Annotated in this window: 18 protein-coding genes; 10 read left to right on the top strand and 8 right to left on the bottom strand. The window is 69.4% G+C overall.

All coding sequences use genetic code 11. The features are described from left to right. Positions 1 to 14: 14 nt before the first annotated feature. Positions 15 to 1,619: a thiamine pyrophosphate-binding protein gene (locus AC04ME_RS00090; protein ID WP_475432975.1), complete on the top strand. Its 1,605-nt coding sequence runs from the start codon at positions 15 to 17 to the stop codon at positions 1,617 to 1,619. Positions 1,620 to 1,621: 2 nt separating this feature from the next. Beyond that, positions 1,622 to 2,572 (top strand): agmatinase, encoded by a 951-nt coding sequence (gene speB / locus AC04ME_RS00085; protein ID WP_042536848.1) that lies wholly within the window; start codon positions 1,622 to 1,624, stop codon positions 2,570 to 2,572. 53 nt (positions 2,573 to 2,625) lie between these two features. Here the strand turns inward: speB and AC04ME_RS00080 are convergent, their stop codons facing one another. Then, the gene (locus AC04ME_RS00080; protein ID WP_042536911.1) at positions 2,626 to 3,504 is read right to left on the bottom strand and encodes a serine protein kinase RIO; all 879 of its coding nucleotides are present in this window, start codon (positions 3,502 to 3,504) and stop codon (positions 2,626 to 2,628) included. 276 nt (positions 3,505 to 3,780) lie between these two features. Between AC04ME_RS00080 and AC04ME_RS00075 the strand changes: the two genes are divergently transcribed. Next, the gene (locus AC04ME_RS00075; RefSeq protein WP_309691838.1) at positions 3,781 to 4,986 is read left to right on the top strand and encodes an MFS transporter; all 1,206 of its coding nucleotides are present in this window, start codon (positions 3,781 to 3,783) and stop codon (positions 4,984 to 4,986) included. 18 nt (positions 4,987 to 5,004) lie between these two features. Here AC04ME_RS00075 and AC04ME_RS00070 read toward each other — a convergent pair whose 3' ends face one another. After that, positions 5,005 to 5,922 carry a helix-turn-helix transcriptional regulator gene (locus tag AC04ME_RS00070; protein WP_455903794.1) on the bottom strand — a complete coding sequence of 306 codons (918 nt, stop codon included), beginning with the start codon at positions 5,920 to 5,922 and terminating at the stop codon, positions 5,005 to 5,007. Positions 5,923 to 5,992: 70 nt separating this feature from the next. Here AC04ME_RS00070 and AC04ME_RS00065 point away from each other — a divergent pair, with 70 nt between their 5' ends. After that, on the top strand, positions 5,993 to 6,454 hold the full coding sequence (locus AC04ME_RS00065) for a DUF3817 domain-containing protein (RefSeq protein ID WP_475432972.1): 462 nt from the start codon (positions 5,993 to 5,995) through the stop codon (positions 6,452 to 6,454). A 42-nt stretch (positions 6,455 to 6,496) separates the two neighbouring features. Here the strand turns inward: AC04ME_RS00065 and AC04ME_RS00060 are convergent, their stop codons facing one another. The 4 genes from AC04ME_RS00060 to AC04ME_RS00045 are packed head-to-tail and all read right to left on the bottom strand — an operon-like array spanning position 6,497 to position 9,838. Beyond that, the gene (locus AC04ME_RS00060; RefSeq protein WP_475432970.1) at positions 6,497 to 7,183 is read right to left on the bottom strand and encodes a hypothetical protein; all 687 of its coding nucleotides are present in this window, start codon (positions 7,181 to 7,183) and stop codon (positions 6,497 to 6,499) included. Between the two features lie 34 nt (positions 7,184 to 7,217). Beyond that, positions 7,218 to 8,294, bottom strand: coding sequence for an NAD(P)/FAD-dependent oxidoreductase (locus AC04ME_RS00055; RefSeq protein ID WP_475432968.1), 1,077 nt, complete (start codon positions 8,292 to 8,294; stop codon positions 7,218 to 7,220). Between the two features lie 54 nt (positions 8,295 to 8,348). Then, entirely contained in the window at positions 8,349 to 9,089 is a 741-nt protein-coding gene (gene cobA, locus AC04ME_RS00050; RefSeq protein WP_455903791.1) for a uroporphyrinogen-III C-methyltransferase, read from the bottom strand. Beyond that, complete coding sequence (locus AC04ME_RS00045) at positions 9,086 to 9,838, bottom strand: sirohydrochlorin chelatase (RefSeq protein WP_475432966.1); 753 nt, start codon at positions 9,836 to 9,838, stop codon at positions 9,086 to 9,088. The genes cobA and AC04ME_RS00045 overlap by 4 nt, the downstream gene beginning before the upstream one ends. Positions 9,839 to 10,067: 229 nt before the next feature. Between AC04ME_RS00045 and dnaK the strand changes: the two genes are divergently transcribed. From dnaK to AC04ME_RS00025, 4 genes are read left to right on the top strand one after another with little or no spacing between them, the layout of a single operon-like run. Continuing rightward, entirely contained in the window at positions 10,068 to 11,930 is a 1,863-nt protein-coding gene (gene dnaK, locus AC04ME_RS00040; RefSeq protein WP_042536840.1) for a molecular chaperone DnaK, read from the top strand. A gap of 2 nt (positions 11,931 to 11,932) precedes the next feature. Next, positions 11,933 to 12,568 (top strand): nucleotide exchange factor GrpE, encoded by a 636-nt coding sequence (locus AC04ME_RS00035; RefSeq protein ID WP_042536839.1) that lies wholly within the window; start codon positions 11,933 to 11,935, stop codon positions 12,566 to 12,568. A 7-nt stretch (positions 12,569 to 12,575) separates the two neighbouring features. Further along, the gene (locus tag AC04ME_RS00030) at positions 12,576 to 13,565 is read left to right on the top strand and encodes a DnaJ C-terminal domain-containing protein (RefSeq protein ID WP_042536838.1); all 990 of its coding nucleotides are present in this window, start codon (positions 12,576 to 12,578) and stop codon (positions 13,563 to 13,565) included. Positions 13,566 to 13,608: 43 nt separating this feature from the next. Beyond that, a complete protein-coding gene (locus AC04ME_RS00025; protein WP_042536837.1) occupies positions 13,609 to 14,040 on the top strand; it encodes a heat shock protein transcriptional repressor HspR in 432 nt (143 codons plus the stop codon). A gap of 22 nt (positions 14,041 to 14,062) precedes the next feature. Here the strand turns inward: AC04ME_RS00025 and AC04ME_RS00020 are convergent, their stop codons facing one another. Further along, positions 14,063 to 14,497, bottom strand: a complete 435-nt coding sequence (locus AC04ME_RS00020; protein ID WP_311877925.1) for a hypothetical protein — start codon at positions 14,495 to 14,497, stop codon at positions 14,063 to 14,065. 172 nt (positions 14,498 to 14,669) lie between these two features. Between AC04ME_RS00020 and AC04ME_RS00015 the strand changes: the two genes are divergently transcribed. Continuing rightward, positions 14,670 to 16,091 (top strand): FAD-dependent oxidoreductase, encoded by a 1,422-nt coding sequence (locus AC04ME_RS00015; protein ID WP_475432963.1) that lies wholly within the window; start codon positions 14,670 to 14,672, stop codon positions 16,089 to 16,091. A gap of 53 nt (positions 16,092 to 16,144) precedes the next feature. On the opposite strand, the gene AC04ME_RS00010 is transcribed toward AC04ME_RS00015, so the two are convergent. Further along, positions 16,145 to 16,789, bottom strand: coding sequence for a Pr6Pr family membrane protein (locus AC04ME_RS00010; RefSeq protein ID WP_056374645.1), 645 nt, complete (start codon positions 16,787 to 16,789; stop codon positions 16,145 to 16,147). Between the two features lie 205 nt (positions 16,790 to 16,994). On the opposite strand from AC04ME_RS00010, the gene AC04ME_RS00005 reads away from it, so the two are divergent. Then, positions 16,995 to 17,145, top strand: a 151-nt coding sequence (locus tag AC04ME_RS00005; RefSeq protein ID WP_475433974.1) for a DoxX family membrane protein, incomplete at its 3' end; no start/stop codon positions are given.

Below are 17,145 nucleotides of genomic sequence, written 5' to 3'. Positions count from 1 at the left end.
GCGAGGATGCCACCATGACAGACGAGCGCTACGCCGATACCGCCGGCCGCGCGGTGCTCGAGACCATCCGCGCCTACGGCGTCGATGCGATCTTCGGCATCCCGGGCACGCACAACCTCGAGCTGTACCGCCCGCTCGCCTCTCTCGGCATCCGCGCGGTGACGAACAGGCACGAGCAGGGCTCGGGCTACGGCGCCGACGGCTGGGCGCAGCAGACGGGTCTTCCCGGTGTCGTCATCACGACCTCCGGCCCCGGTCTGCAGAACGCCATGAGCGCGATCGGCACGGCGTTCTGCGAGTCACGGCCGCTGATCGTGCTGTCTCCCGGGGTGCCGCTGGGCGCCGAGTTCGCCGATGTCGGCACCCTGCACGAGACGAAGGATGCCACGGCCATGGTCGGCGCGATCGCCGAGTGGTCGCGCCGAGTGTCCAGCGCCGCCGAGGCGGTCGATGCGGTGCACGACGCCTTCACGCTCTTCCAGACCGGCCGCCCCCGCCCCGTGCACATCGAGATCCCCCTCGACGTGCTCGAGGCCCCGGCCGATGTCCCCGCGGAGGCGCGCCACCCCAGGGTGATGCCTCCGCGGGTGTCGGGTGATCCGTCAGCTCTCGCCGATGCCGCACGTCTGCTGCAGGGTGCGCAGCGGCCGGTCATCGTCGCGGGTGGCGGGTCGGTCGATGCCGCGCACGAGGTCACCGCACTCGCGGAACGCCTCGGTGCCCCGGCGCTCACCACGCTCAACGGCAAGGGTGTCATCGACGAGCGGCATCCGCTGTCGCTCGGCTCGAACCTGCGTCTCGCTGCGGCCCGCGAGGTGGCCGAAGACGCCGACGTGGTGCTCGTCATCGGATCGAAGCTCGGTGAGGCCGAACTCTGGGCTCCGCGGTTGGAGGCGCGCGGCGCCGTCGTGCGCATCGACATCTCGCCGCTGCAGCGGAACAAGAACCTCGACGCGACCGTGGGGATCGTCGGTGACGCCGCCGCGGTGAGCGCCGCCCTGCTCGCGCTGCTGCCCGACGAGGGCAGGGCTGCTCGAGACCTGACCACCGAGCGCGCCGCGATCGAGGCCGAGATGCGCGACACCGCCCCCGAGGCGGTCGCGCTGGCCGAGCTCATCGCCGACGCTCTCCCCGATGACGCGATCGTCGCCGGCGACTCCTCGCAGATCGTCTACATGGCGCTCGGCAGCGTGCTGAGCTCGCAGCATCCGCACTCCCTGCTCTACACGCCCACCTATGCGACCCTCGGCTACGGCCTTCCCGCCGCGATCGGCGCCAGGGTGGCGCAGACCGAGCATCCCGTCGTCACCGTGATCGGAGACGGTGCGCTGATGTTCTGCGTCAATGAGCTCGTGACGGCCGTCGAACAGCGGCTCGACGTCACCATCGTGTGCGTCGACAACGGCGGCTACGCCGAGATCCGTCAGAACGAGGTCGACCGAGGCATGACCCCCATCGGCGTCGACCTGGTGCAGCCCGACTGGGCGGCGCTGGCGACCGCCTTCGGCGCCACCGGGCGTCGGGTCGACGACCGAGACGACATCGTGCCGAGCATCCGCGACGCCATCGCCGCCGGCGGAGTGCAGCTCGTGCACATCCCCACGCAGAGACAGGACTGATCATGACCGAGAACGTGGGCCCCATCGACGCCTCCGTGAACCCCCGGTACTCCGGGATCGCGACCTTCGCCCGCCTGCCGAGGATCGAAGACGTGCCTCGCGCCGACATCGCCGTCGTGGGCATCCCCTTCGACTCCGGCGTGAGCTATCGCCCCGGCACGCGCTTCGGCCCGTCGCACGTGCGCGAGTCCTCGCGGCTGCTGCGCCCGTACAACCCCGCCCAGGACGTGTCGCCGTTCGCGGTCGCGCAGGTGGTGGATGCCGGTGACATCCCGGTCAACCCGTTCGACCTCACCGAGGCGGTGACCGAGGTCGAACGCGCCGCGCTCGCGCTCGGCGAGCAGGTGCAGCGCATCGTCACGATCGGCGGCGACCACACGGTCGCGCTGCCGCTGCTGCGGGCGGTGGCGGCGAAGCACGGCCCGGTCGCCGTGCTGCACTTCGACGCCCACCTCGACACCTGGGACACCTACTTCGGCGCCCCGATCACACACGGCACGCCGTTCCGCCGCGCGAGCGAGGAGGGGCTGATCGACCTCACCTCGAGCTGCCACGTCGGCACGCGCGGGCCGTTGTACTCGAAGCAGGACCTCGAAGACGACGAGCGCCTCGGATTCTCGATCGTGTCGAGCGAGTACATCGAGGAGCACGGCGTCGAGGCCGGCATCCAGCGCATCCTGCAGCGCGTCGGAGGCAGGCCGCTGTACGTGTCGATCGACATCGACGTGCTCGATCCCGCGCACGCACCGGGCACCGGAACACCCGAGGCCGGGGGACTCACGAGCCGCGAGCTGCTGCGCATCCTCCGTGCCCTCGGAGACTGCGACATCGTGGGCGCCGACGTCGTCGAGGTGTCGCCCGCCTACGACCATGCGCAGATCACCGGCATCGCGGCGAGCCACGTCGTGTACGAGCTGGTGTCGTTGCTCGCCGCCCGCATCGGCCGCGTCTGACTCGGCAGCAGCTGACTCGGTCGCAGCTGACTCGGCCGGGTCGACGACACCCCTCACGCATACGACGCCGCGAGCATCTCGGCGAAGAGCTCTTCGGCGTCGCGCTCGACGCGGCGGCGGGTGAACCACTCGCAGATGTTGACGCAGTCGCGGTGCAGCAGGTCGAGGCCCTGGGGGTTGGCGATGATGTCGACGATCTGCGGCAGGTCGATCACCCGCACGCGACCCCCGTGCACCAGCAGGTTGTAGGCCGAGAGGTCGCCGTGGGCGAAGCCCGCCGCGGCGAAGATCCGCATGAGGTCGACGATCTGGTCGTAGAGACCGGCGAGCTCGGCCCGGTCGCTGCGCACGGCCGCCAACCGGGGCGCCGCGACTCCTGACGCGTCGCCGATGAACTCCATCAGCAGCTCGGTGCCGTTGACCTGCACGGGGTAGGGCACCGGCGCGCCGAGCTCCCACATGCGGCACAGCGCGTCGAACTCGGCGAATGACCATTGCAGGGCGGCGACGGCTCGGCCGTGTTCGGACTTCTTCGCGAGGGCTCGGGTGTCACGGGTGTTCCTCGTGCTGCGGCCCTCGGTGTAGACGCCCGAGCGGTGGAAGCTGCTGTGGTCGGAGTCGCGGTAGCGCTTGGCCGCGAGCAGGGTGCGCTGGGTCGGGTCATCCGGCACCGCGCGCTCGAGCAGGAACACGTCGGCCTCCTTGCCGGTCTTGAGGATGCCGAGCTCGGTGTCGAGTGCGCCGGCGCTCGTCACCACCCATTCGGGCCAGGGGAGCGGCCCTCGCTCCGACGGGGTGATCGCCGGCCAGGTGGTCCAGCGCTGGTGCTCACCGGGTTCGACGTCGGCGAAGGTGGGGACGGAATCGAAAGGGGATGCGTCGAAGAAGGAGGACGAAGAGGATGCTTCGGAAGAAGCGAAGAGATCAGACACGATGTGGCTCCGAGAGAGGGAGGCCACGCGCGGATCAGGAGCGAGAGGCCTCGAGAGGAAGGATGTCGGCGAGGGGCACGACAGAGACGGTGTTCATGTCATCCACTCCTCTCGCTCTGGCCTTCCGGGAGAACCCGGTGCGTCGTCGAGCCTAGGGGGCGCGGGCGGATGCTGTCCAGACCCGGATCTCCCGGTCTCACCGCAGTCCGGACGAATGGTCGGATGCCCTGGACGCCGCGTCGGGCGACCGGCCTCCGCGCCTGGGAGTGTTGAACCATGACCACGACCGCGCCCGTACCCGTGACGACCGCCCGCACCGAGAGCATCCGCTACGGCGGACTCATCGTGCTGATGCTGATGGGGTTCCTTCTCGTCACGGCCGAATTCCTGCCCAACGGCGTGCTCACCGAGATGGCCGACGCTCTCGGCGTCACACCAGGGCAGGCGGGGCAGACGGTCACGGTCACCGCGCTCGTCGGTCTGATCGTGGCGCCGACGGTGGGGCTGATCTTCCCCCGCCTCGACCGGCGCTCGCTGCTCGTCTGGATGGCGCTCGCCGCAGCCGCGTCGAACCTCATCGTCGCGATCGCGCCCAACCTCATCATCGTGCTGCTCGCGCGGTTCCTGCTGGGTGCGGCGATCAGCGCCTTCTGGGCGATGTCGATCACGGTCGCCGTGCGCCTGGCGGGCCCGGAGCACCTCGGGCGAGGCGTCATGTTCACCTCCGCGGGTGTGTCGCTCGCGACCGTCGCGGGAGTGCCCCTCGGTGTGATGCTCAGCGAGATCGTCGACTGGCAGACCGTGTTCGCGATCGCGGGCGTCCTCATGGTGCTGCTCGCCGTGGCGCTGCGGTTCATGCTCCCTTCGGTCCCGGCCGAGCAGGGCGCCAGCATCCGGCTCCTCGTCGACACGCTGCGTCGTCCCGGCATCGGGCTCGGCATGGTCGGGCACGTGCTCGTCGTGCTCGGTCACTTCCTCGCCTACACGTACGTGCGACTCGCGCTCGAACGCATCCCCGAGATCGAGCCGTCGACGATCATCCTGCTTCTCGCCCTCTTCGGGCTCGGAGGCCTCGCCGGCAACCTCGGGCTCGGGTTCTTCATCGACCGCACCTTCGGCTTCTTCGCAGTGTTCGCCCCGCTGGTGATCGCCGCGTCGGTGCTGTCGATGATCTTCCTCTCGGGGTCGGTCCTCGGCATCGGCATCGTCGTGCTGGTCTGGGGTTTCTTCTTCTCCTCGTGGCTGCTCGTGATCAACACGTGGGTGGGGCACCGCTCGCCCGACCGGCTCGAGGCGGGCGGAAGCCTCGTGGTCGTGGGATTCCAGGGAGCGATCACGATCGCCGCCGGAGTCGGCGGACTGCTCGTCGACACCCTCGATGTCGAGTTCGTCTACGTGCTCGGGGCTGCGTCCCTGCTGGTCGGTGCCGTGCTCTTCGGAATGTCGAACCGCAGGAGCGTCGCGGCGGCGAAGCGCGCCTGAGCGGCGGGCAGGGCCGGCTCAGGCAGGGACGGCGGTGAGCTGCGTCGCCCGCCAGACCGACGGAGTCATCCCCGTGCGGCGGCGGAAAGCCCGGCTGAAGCCCTCGTCGGAGGCGTAGCCCAGTTCGCGCGACGTCTCGCTGACCGAGCGGCCCTCGCTCAGCATCCGCTTCGCCGCGTCGACGCGCACCTCGGTGACGTAGTCGGCGGGCGAGCGGCCGATCGCGCTGCGGAATCGCTCGGCGAACACCGAGCGCGACATCGCGCCGACGCTCGCGAGGCGTTCGACCGTCCAGTCGCGGCCGGGCTGCTCATGGATGGCCTCGACGACGCGGTCGAGGAACGGATCATTCGACACGGAGGGCCAGCCGGCCGGCGCGCAGCCGTTGGCGGCCCATGCGCGGATCACCGAGAGCAGCACGGTCTGCGCCATCATCCGGCAGATCACCGGGTCGCCCTGGCGTGACGGGCAGGTCGTGGGATCGGTGGGGCCCATGCTTCCGGCGAGTGCGGCTGCGGCCGGTTCCAGCGCGGCGAACGACATGACGGTGATCGGATCGGGAAGGAGCGCGGCGATCATCGCGGCGCCGTCGGAGAATTCGAGGTCGACGACGACGAGGTCGGTCACCCCGTCGGCTTCGAGGGCGATCGACGAGCGGCCGAGCGTCAGGAACGCGTCTCCGGCGACCAGGTTCGCGTGCAGCGGGCGATCGTCCACCGCGACGATCTGCGCTGCGGGGTCGACGTCGAGGCGGCATCCGGTGGTCAGCGGGGGATGCCCGTGCACCGAGCCCGAGGCGATGTAGACGAGGGTGGCCGAACCCGAGGGGATCGGCAGGAGCCCGCCGGTGGCGAGGGCGACGCGACGGGCGATGCCGACGCGGAGGTCGACGGAGTCGAGCACGTGCCCGAGGGCTGCGGAGTCGACGGTCACCATGCCTTCGGCAACACCCGGGGACGCATAGCTATTCCGGATACGCTGGACGGACCCCCACCCGAGGAGTCCCGTGTTCCGCACACCCGACCGCCTGTTCCGAGTTCTCGCGATCGCGGAGGCGATCACCTGGACCATCCTGATCTCGGCGATCATCGCCCGTGCCGCAGGTGCGCCGGGAATCGTCGTCACGATCGGCGGTGGCATCCACGGGTTCGTGTTCCTCGCGTACGCGGCGACCGCCGTGCTCGTCGCGCTCAACCAGCGCTGGCACCTCGGCGTCGCGATCCTGGCCGTGGCGAGCGCCATCGTCCCCTACGCGACCATTCCCATGGAGATCTGGCTGCATCGCACCGGCCGCCTGACCGGCGAGTGGCGGCTGGAGCAGACGCAGGACCCGCGCGATGCGCGCTGGTACGACAGGCTCATGCGCTGGTTCCTGCGCCGCCCGTGGGTGCTGGCGATCCTGCTCGTCGTCGGCATCGTCGCGCTGTACGTGATCCTGCTGCTCGTGGGCCCGCCGGGCGGCAAGTGATCTCCGCCCGGCGTCAGCAGAGCGGATGCCGGGCGGCCGGCGTCACTGGATGACGACGGCGTTCCTGTCGATGACCTCGGCCATCGTGGCCTGCAGGTCGCCACCGGTGCAGTCGACGATCACGTAGAGTCCGACACCCGTCGCGGTGAAGGCCCGTGCGGCCATCGCCCATCGGCGTTCGCCCTCTTCGCCCACGACCTGGCGGTTCTCGACGTCGGCGTTGCCGCCGACCTGATAGCTGAACGACCCCGTCGTCGCGAGCGGGGTGATCGCGGCGGCGTCCGCTTCGCCGAGGATGACGGCGAGCATGGCATCCGAGCTGACGCTGTCGTCGCCGGCCACGGTCGGCACATCGGGGATCAGGCCCTGCCAGAACTGGGCCGTGCAGGTGTCGTCGATCGTGCCGTACGTCCAGCCTCCGTTGCCGTCGTCCGGCTTGACGATCTTCCAGCCGTCGTCGGCGATGAGCCCGTCGCCCCACTGGATGTACGCCTCCGAAGGGATGTCGGCACCGTCTGCGAAGGTCATGGTCGATGGCAGGTCGCCGGCGGGCTCGTCCGAGGGCTGCTCGGACGGGATCGCGGTCGGAGAGGGCTCTGGCCCGTCGCCATCCGGCACGTTCACGGGGATCTGCGCATACAGGCAGCCGCTGAGCGGCAGCGCGGCCAGCGCGATCACCGAGAGGGCGGCGAGGCGGGCGAGCTGCGGGGCCTGCGAGATGCGCGTCATGGCGGTCAGCCTAGTCGCCGGTATGCCGGCTGATTCAGTGCGCCGTGGCGATGCCGACCGCATCGTGCACCATGACCGACGCGACCCTCGCGCCCGCGCCTGCTGCGACGATCAGCTGCTGGGGGCCGGGGATCGCCGCATCACCGGCGGCATAGAGCCCCGGGATGTCGGTGCGGCCCGACCGATCGGTGACGAGGTGCCCGTCGTGGTCGATGGCGGGGGCGAACCCGTGCAGGAATGACACATCGGTCTGCCACTCGGGTCGCACGAAACCGCCCTCGACCGCGACGACGGTGCCGTCCGTCAGCCGGATCGCCTCGATGCGCCCGCGGTCTCCGACGAGCTCGGCGATCGGATGCCGCAGCACGGCGACCCCCGTGGAGGCGAGCTCGGCCTCCTCCGCGGCCGTGACCGTGTCTGCGCCGAGGGTGAAGACGGTGAGGCTCTCGGTCCAGCGCGAGATGAGCCGGGCGCGGTCGGCGAGGTCGGGCGTCTCTCCGATGAGGGCGAGTCGTCGCCCGCGCAGCTCCCACGCGTCGCATGCGGCGCAGCTGAACAGGCTGATGCCGTAGAAGCCCCGCAGGTTCGGGACGTCGGGAAGGGTCTCGCGCAGGCCCGTCGCGAGCAGCACGCTCCGAGCGGTCACCACGTCGGTCGGGTCCTTGCGGCCGACGGATGCCGTGAAACCGGCGTCCGTTCCCGAGTCTGTTCCCGAATCCGTTCCCGCATCCGCCCCGGCATCCGCCGTGGGAGCCGATCTGCGGAGTTCGAGCACCCTGACGCGCGTGCGCACCTCGATGTTCGGGTACGCGGCGAGCTCGTCGCGGGCCATGCGGCGCAACTCGTGCGGGGCCACTCCGTCACGGGTGAGGAAGCCGTGCGAGTTCAGCGTGGCGGCGTTGCGCGGACGGTCGGCGTCGACCACCAGCACGCGCATGAGCGAACGGCCCAGGTTGAGGGCGGCGGACAGCCCTGCGGGGCCACCGCCGATCACGAGCACGTCGTAGGTGTCCGTGTCAGTCATTCGCGCTCCCGGGAGAAGAGCGGTGACCGCCGTGTGACCGGGCGCGGATGCGCCGACCATGGCGGCGCCGCCGACGGACGCGCTCATCGGGCGAGAATCGGTCCGCTGACGACAGTCTGCCACCTCTTGACTGAGGGTCGCCTAACTCGGGCTGATCCCGGCGTGCGGGCTGAGCGCGACCACGTCACCGACCACGACGACCGCGGGGGATCGCACCTGTCGAACCGCGGCGAGGTGGGCGATCGTGCCGAGGGTGCCGACCGTGACTCGCTGTCGGGCACCGAACCCGTCTTCGATGATGGCCACCGGGCAGTCGGCGCCGCGCGACCCCGCGGCGAGCACATGCGCGGAATGCCCGAGCGTGTTCACTCCCATCAGCAGCACGACGGTATGGTCGCGTCCGCCCCCGAGCGCCTCGATCTGGTCGTGGGCGCTGGCCACGGTGAATGTCTCAGCGATGCCGCGCTGGGTCAGGGGGATCCCGGCGAGACCCGGCACCGCCACTGCGCTCGTGACGCCCGGGATGACCTCGACCGCGATGCCGGCGGCTTCGCAGAAGAGCTGCTCCTCGCGCCCTCGTCCGAAGACGAAGGGGTCGCCGCCCTTGAGCCGCACCACACGCCGGCCCTCCTGGGCCAGCGAGACGAGCAGCTCGTTGATGCCGTCCTGCGGCACCGGGTGATGACCGGGCAGCTTGCCGACGTCGATGACCTCGGCGTCGAGCTGCACTCCTTCGTCGGCGAGCTGTGCGAGCACGGCGCGGGCTCCGAGGCGGTCGGCCACGATCACATCCGCCTGCTGCAGGGCGCGCAGCCCCCGCAGGGTCAGCAGACCGGCATCGCCGGGTCCTGCTCCGACCAGGGTGACCGTGCCGAGGGTCATGACTGTGCGGGCTCGGGAGTCAGCGCGGCCCCGGGGGACTGTGCGGTGAGCAGCTGCTCCGACGCCTCCTCGTATCGGGCGATGACGAGGTCGATCAGCGGCTGCGGCACGGTCGTGCCGTCGAGCAGGGGCGCGGTGACGCGTCGGCCCGGCGCCTGCCTCAGGGTGAGGTCGAAGAAGAAGCCGCGGGCGAGCAGGTACGTCGAGACGACCGCGTCGGGGTGCTCGCGCAGCGCATGGGCCAGGTCGGGCTCGCGTGCGGCGAGGTAGGCGAGTTCGACCCTTCTGCCGAGCCGCAGCGAGAGAAGAGACGCCATGGCTTCGGCATCCGTCAGCGAGGCGGGGTCGCGCGAGCCGGCGACGGCGAGGATCACGGGCGCATCCTCGGTGTGCGTCGAATCTGGAACGGTCGGGAGCGTCTCGGACAGCCGTTCCGCGAGCACTTCGGCGAGCCGGGGGTCGGGGCCCATCGGGGCGCTGACCACGGCATCCGCCTTCTTCGCCGCCATGCCGTGCAGATCGTGATGCACGTGGAAGCCGCGCGAGAGCAGCAGCGGCACGATCACGACCGGTCCGTCGATCGTCGGCAGCAGGTCGGCGGCATCGGGCTGCTGCACGTCGACGAAGGCGCTGCGCACCTCGACCTCGGGCATCGCTGCGGCGACCGCGCCGACCAGATCGGAGATGGCACGGGCTCCCTCGGCATCCGAGGTGCCGTGCGACACGGCGAGGAGGATGGGGCGGCTCATGCAGGGACTCTAGGTGAGCCGTGTGACGGCGGTGTTTCGAGATCCTCGCCTCGACGCAGGTGCGGATGTGCGGTGTCGAGGCGTCCGATTCAAAAGTTGAGCCGGTTCATATCAACTTTATTTGACAGCGTCCGGCGGTCGGAGTACAGTTGAGCCATCGCGACTCAGGTTTCCCTGATCGCCCCGGATTTCCAGACCCACATCAACCTCAGCAACTAAGGAGAATCACATGGCACGTGCTGTTGGAATCGACCTCGGTACGACGAACTCCGTCGTCAGCGTCCTCGAGGGTGGCGAGCCGAAGGTCATCGCCAATGCCGAGGGCTTCCGCACCACCCCCTCGGTCGTCGCATTCACGAAGGACGGCGAGGTGCTCGTCGGCGAGACCGCGAAGCGCCAGGCCGTCACGAACGTCGACCGCACCATCGCGTCCGTCAAGCGCCACATGGGCACCGACTGGACGTTCGACGTCGACGGCAAGAAGTGGACGCCGCAGGAGATCTCCGCGCGCATCCTCCAGAAGCTGAAGCGCGACGCCGAGTCCTACCTGGGTGACACGGTGACGGACGCCGTCATCACGGTCCCCGCGTACTTCAACGACGCCGAGCGTCAGGCCACCAAGGAGGCCGGCGAGATCGCGGGCCTCAACGTCCTGCGCATCATCAACGAGCCCACCGCCGCAGCTCTGGCATACGGACTCGACAAGGGCAAGGAAGACGAGCTCATCCTGGTCTTCGACCTCGGTGGTGGAACGTTCGACGTCTCGCTGCTCGAGGTGGGCAAGGACGACGACTTCTCGACCATCCAGGTGCGCTCCACCGCGGGTGACAACCGCCTCGGCGGTGACGACTGGGACCAGCGCCTCGTCGACCACCTGATCAAGCAGTTCAAGGAGACCACCGGCGTCGACGTCTCGGGTGACAAGATCGCCCTGCAGCGTCTCAAGGAGGCTGCGGAGCAGGCCAAGAAGGAGCTCTCCTCCTCGACCAGCACCAGCATCAACCTCCCGTACCTGTCGCTGACCGAGTCGGGTCCGGTGTCGCTGAGCGAGACCATCACCCGCGCGAAGTTCGAGGACCTGACGAAGGACCTGCTCGACCGCACCAAGAAGCCGTTCGAGGACGTCATCCGCGAAGCCGGCATCAAGGTCGCCGACATCGACCACATCGTGCTCGTGGGTGGATCGACCCGCATGCCCGCCGTCGCCGAGCTCGTCAAGCGCGAGACCGGCAAGGAGGCCAACAAGGGCGTCAACCCCGATGAGGTCGTCGCCGTGGGCGCCGCCCTCCAGGCCGGTGTCCTCAAGGGCGAGCGCAAGGACGTTCTGCTCATCGACGTCACCCCCCTCAGCCTCGGCATCGAGACCAAGGGCGGCATGATGACCAAGCTCATCGAGCGCAACACGGCCATCCCGACCAAGCGCAGCGAGACCTTCACCACGGCAGACGACAACCAGCCGTCCGTCGCGATCCAGGTCTTCCAGGGCGAGCGCGACTTCACCCGCGACAACAAGCCGCTGGGCACGTTCGAGCTCACCGGAATCGCCCCGGCTCCCCGTGGCATCCCGCAGATCGAGGTCACGTTCGACATCGACGCCAACGGCATCGTGCACGTGTCCGCCAAGGACAAGGGCACGGGCACTGAGAAGTCGATCGTCATCTCCGGCGGCTCTTCGCTGTCGAAGGAGGACATCGAGCGCATGGTGCGCGAGGCCGAGGAGCACGCGGCTGAGGACAAGGCTCGCCGCGAGGCCGCCGAGGTCCGCAACCAGGCCGAGACGCTCGCGTACTCGATCGAGAAGCTGATCACCGAGAACGACGACAAGCTGCCCGAGGACGTGAAGACCGAGGTCAAGGCCGACGTCGACGCTCTCAAGACGGCTCTGGCCGGCGAAGACGACGAGGCCGTGAAGACCGCGTTCGACAAGCTGAACCAGTCGCAGGGCAAGATCGGCGAGGCCATCTACGCACAGTCCCAGGCGGAGGGCGCCCCGAGCGCCGACGCCGCGGGCGAGGCTCCGGCCGATGACAGCTCCTCCGACGAGGACGTCATCGACGCCGAGGTCGTCGACGACGAGGACGAGAAGAAGTAATCATGACGGACAAGAACTTCGACGACAATCAGGTTCCTGAGCCCGCCGAAGGTCACAGCGAGGGGTCGGATGCTCAGGCATCCGGCCCCGCGCCGCACAACCCGGACTCTGATGAGGCCCGGGCTGCGGAGGGCTCTGACGACGCGGACTTCACGATCGACGACATCCTGAACGCCGACCAGACGGCTGAGGCCGCTGCGGGGGATGCCGCGATCGCCGACGCCGAGAACGCGCTGCTGAACGACCTCAAGCGGCTCCAGGCCGAATACGCCAACTACCGCCGACGCACCGAAGAGCAGCGTCAGGTCGAGATCGAGCGCGCGAAGGGCGAGGCCGCCAAGGGCCTCATCCCCGTGCTCGACGATCTCGATCGCGCCGCTCAGCACGGTGATCTGGTCGAAGGCACGCCCTTCGCCGTGATCGCCGGCAAGGTGCGCACGGTCGTCGAGCGTCTCGGTGTCGTCTCGTACGGTGAGAAGGGCGAGGAATTCGACCCGCAGCGCCACGAGGCGATCTTCCAGCAGCCCACCCCGGGCGCCGACAAGACCACGGTGCTCGAGGTCGTCGAGGTGGGTTACCGCCTCGGTGACGTCGAGCTGCGTCCCGCGAAGGTCGTCGTCGCCGTACCCGCAGAGTAGGTGATCGATGGCTAGCCAGGACTGGTTCGACAAGGACTTCTACAAGATCCTCGGGGTCTCGAAGGACGTCAGCGACGCTGATCTCAAGAAGACCTACCGCAAGCTCGCTCGCAAGTACCACCCCGACTCCAATCAGGGTGACGAGAAGGCGGAGGCGAAGTTCAAAGAGATCAGCGAGGCGTACTCGGTGCTCTCGGATCCCGAGCAGCGCAAGGAGTACGACGAGATCCGCGCCATGGGCTCGGGCGCACGCTTCACGGCGGGCGGTGCGGGAGCAGGCGGCTTCGAAGACGTCTTCAGCCGGTTCGGGCAGCAGGGGCGCGGGCAGCAGCAGTCCGCCGACTTCGAGGACATCTTCGCGATGTTCAACCAGGGTCAGGGCGGCCCGTTCGGCTCCGGTCGATTCGGCCAGACCTCCGGCGGATACCGCGGCTTCGGCGGGCCCCAGAAGGGCGCCGATGTCACGGCGCGCACCACGCTCGACTTCGCCACAGCCGTGCAGGGTGAGACCATCAGCCTGCAGGGGGACGACGGCAAACCGTTCAAGGTGAAGATCCCTGCCGGTGTCGCCGACGGGCAGAAGATCAGACTCCGCGGACGCGGTCGTCCCTCGCCCGATGGCGGGGAGAACGGCGACGTCGTGGTGCAGATCGCGGTGCGACCGCATCCGGTGTTCACCCGCGAGGGGCTGAACCTGCGCGTGGTCGTGCCGGTGACCTTCACCGAGGCGGCACTCGGCGCGACGATCGAGGTTCCGACGCTCAGCGGCGACACGGTCAAGCTCCGTGTCGCACCTGGCACGCCGTCCGGACGCGTCCTGCGCGTCAAGGGTCGCGGCGTCGCCACCTCGAAGGGCACGGGCGACCTGCTCGCCGAGCTGCAGATCGCGGTGCCGTCGCACCTCGACGAGGCCGCTCGGGAGGCACTGGAGAAGTTCCAGTCGCTGGAGCCGGCGGAGAACCCGCGTGCCGACCTCATGGCGAAGGCACGGCGCTAGAAGATCATGACGAACGCGAACACCGAGGAGGAGGTGATCCACTGTGGCTGACCAGCGCGTGGACGCCGACACCCCGGTGTTCGCGATCGCCGTCGCCGCCCAGCTCTCGGGTCTTCACCCGCAGACGCTGCGGCAGTACGACCGCATCGGGCTCGTGGTGCCCGGTCGCACCTCCGGCGGCTCTCGTCGCTATTCGACCCGCAACATCGAACAGCTCCGCGAGGTCGCCCAGCTGTCATCCGAGGGCATGAGCCTTCCGGCGATCGCGCGTGTCCTCGACCTCGAAGACGAGAACCGGATGCTGCGCAGCCGCGTGGCCGAACTCGACGCCGCGCTGCGCGCCGAGCGCGACAACCGACCGGGCATGCGCGTGTTCGCCGCGGGATCCGCCGGCGTCATTCCGGTGCCCAGTGGCCGCCGCATCCGCCGCTCGGCCGAGGTCGTGCTCTGGCACCCGGGCAGCGGCCGCAGCTGATAGTCGGCGAACTGCACGACTGCTAGGCGGCACCGAAGAATCGGGTTGCGATGTCGGCCACCTCTTTGTCGAGCGTGTCGATGCGCGCGGTCAGTTTCGAGTCGAGAGCGTCGATCCTGCCGTTGAGCCGCCACTCGAGCGACTCGATCTGTCCGCTGAGCCGGTGGTCGAGTGCTTCGATCTGTCCGCTGAGCCGGTGGTCGAGTGCTTCGATCTGTCCGCTGAGCCGGTGGTCGAGTGCCTCGATCTTGCCGGTGAGTCGGTGGTCGAGTGCCTCGATCTTGCCGGTGAGCATTCCTTCGAGCCCGCTGATCTGTCCGGTGAGCCTGCCGTCGAGACGGCCGATCTCAGCCCGGATGACTCTGCTGAACTGCGTGGTCATGACCGTCACGACCCCCAGCATCGTCGCGGAGAACACCGCGATGAGCGTCCAGATCTGAGGTTCGTTCATCGTCATGTCTCCATCCTGTGAACGTCGCGCCAGAATGGCAGTGTTGCGTGATCGGACGAGGCCCGACCGCGATGATCCCGCAGGCGTGGGGGCGGATCGAGCGGCAGGCGAGTCTGTGCAGGAGGGGTCCTCGCACGCGTCGGCCACCCGCGCGCGGTATCGTTGCGACACGATGAGGATGACGCGTCGCACACTGCTGATGGGCGCCGGAGCCGGTGTCCTGGGAGTCCTGCTGGCCTCCTGCACTCCCGAGCCGGCGACGTCGCCCACGCCCGATCGCTCGCCCACTCCGAAGCCGACCGCGGGTGCGATCACCCCCGCCGCGTTCGCCCGCAGCTCGTGGACGACCGACGCGTTCGCGCTCGGCGCTGCGAGCTTCACTCCGGTCGGCACACAGGCGAGGGCCCGCGAGGCGCTGGCCGAGCCGGTCGAGGACCGGCTCTTCTTCTCGGGCGAAGCGACCGACGTCGAGGCGCCGGGCACGATCGCCGCCGCGCTCCGATCCGGTGATCGAGCCGCCGGCGAGCTCGTTCGCGCCGCCGACAGCGGTGAGCGCGTGGCGATCGTCGGCGCAGGTCTCGCCGGTGCCGCCGCCGCTGCCCGACTCGTCGCCGAGGGGCTGCAGGTCACGGTGTTCGAGGCGCGTGACCGCATCGGCGGACGCGTGCACTCGGTGGTCGACGACACGGCCTGGCCCTTCCCCGCGCAACTGGGCGGCTGGCTGCTCGGCTCGTCCGACGACGTCCTGCTCGAGACTCTCAACGCCCGTGACATCCGGACGGCTCCGATCTCGGGTTCGCTGTGGCGATCGACTGACGGAGACGTCGAGCCGGTGCCGATCGAACCGGTGCAGGCGGCGATCGCCACCGCCCAGCAGGGGCCGACCGACTCGTCTCTCGAGGATGCGCTGACGGCAGCGGGCGCTGATCCTGACGAGCCGGGACTCGCGGCGCTGCTCGCTTCGATCGCGGCCGCATCGGGGGCCGATGCCTCCGACGAGTCGACCTGGTTCCCCCCTCGGCTTCCCGCCGACGAGCTGGTGGCACCTCTCGGCGACCTGACCCCGGCCATCGACGAGCTTCTCGAGGGCGCGAAGCTGAGCCTCTCATCGCCCGTCAGTCGCGTGGCCTACGACGACGCCGGCGTCAGCCTCGGCATCGCCTCGGGGGAGTCGCTGTCGTTCGACCGAGTCCTTATCACGGTGCCGCTCGGAGTGCTGAAGGGCGAGGGCGTGGAGTTCGCTCCGGCGCTGCCCTTCGGTCATCGCGGTGCCATCGCCGAGCTCGGGATGGGACTCATCGAGACGGTCTGGCTGCGCTTCGACGATCCTCTGATCGTGTCGGCACCCGAGCCCGAAGGTGACGCTGAAGGCGACGCCGAAGAGGGTGCTGACGCCGAGTCCGCTGCGACGCTCTGGCACGTCGTCGGCGGCGATGCGCTGATCCGCACCTGGATCAACCTCGCACCGGCCACGGGCGAGAACGTCGTGGTGGGCATCGTCGGCGGAGAAGCGGCAGCCACGTTCGCCGAGATGAGCGAGCAGAAGGCGCTCGAGGCGGCGATCGCCTCGCTCGCACCGTTCCTCACGGCACCGGCCTGACTCGCACCGGCCTGACTCGCACCGGCCTGACTCTCCCACCGGCCGCAGCGGGGTCAGACCTCCGGGCGCTCCTGGCCGCGTCGCCGCATCCGGCTGACGAGCACGATGAACGTCGCGACGAGCGCGAAGATCGCCAGCGCCACCCCGCTGGTGAGCAGGAACTCGGGAGGCCCTGATACCTGTCGGGGGTCGAGGAAGTAATACGGGTACCACCCCACAGACGGCCCGCGCCACATCGTGACACCGCCCCACGCGAGCGGGAAGGTGAGCGCCGTCGGCACCACCCACCAGGGCACGCCGCGGTGCCCCGGTGTGAGCACCCAGGCGAGGGCGGTGCACGCAGGCAGCCAGAAATGCAGCACCTGATCAGACCATGGCACGTCGACGCGGATGCCGCGGAGTCCCGCCTGCCAGACGATCAGCGCGAAGGCGAGTCCTGCCGTGATCGTCCAGGTGAGCACGAGCGCCAGCGCGACCGTGAACCAGCGAGGATCCGTCGCCCGGATGAAGGCGAGCACCGCACCGATCAGCAGCACGACCACGAGCGCGCAATTGGACTGGACCGTCAGGTACGCGAAGAAGTTCTCTCCCGCGATCGATCGGGAGCTCAGGCCCCAGAACAGCCGGTGCACGAGCGCGACGGTGCACACTGCGGCCGTGGCCAAGCGCAGCACGCCGAACGCCGATCGTGCCCTCACTCTCGCCTCGTGCCCCTTTCCGGCTGTGCGCATCGTCGTCCAGACGGCGCATCTCCCATCCGGCGAGTCTACGGAAGGCGCGGCGAGCGGGGCTGCGACGAGCTGCGCACAGGAGACGGAAAAGTCGTCTGAATAGCGTGGAAGGAGGGATAGCCCCTGCTCCGCGCCTGGCGCGCGGTGTCCTGCCACGAAGGAACACCTCCTCATGACGAACACCACCGCCCCCTCTGCCGCCGCCTCGCTGGGACTCCTCGTCCTGCGCATCGTGGTCGGCGCCGTCTTCACCGCTCACGGGGCGCAGAAGATCTTCGAATACACGATCCCCGGCACGATCGGCAGCTTCGCGGGCATGGGGG

The organism is Microbacterium sp. LjRoot205 (assembly GCF_056175745.1).
The sequence above is the reverse complement of the archived record's forward strand: the minus strand, read 5'-3'. Positions and strand labels throughout refer to the sequence as shown.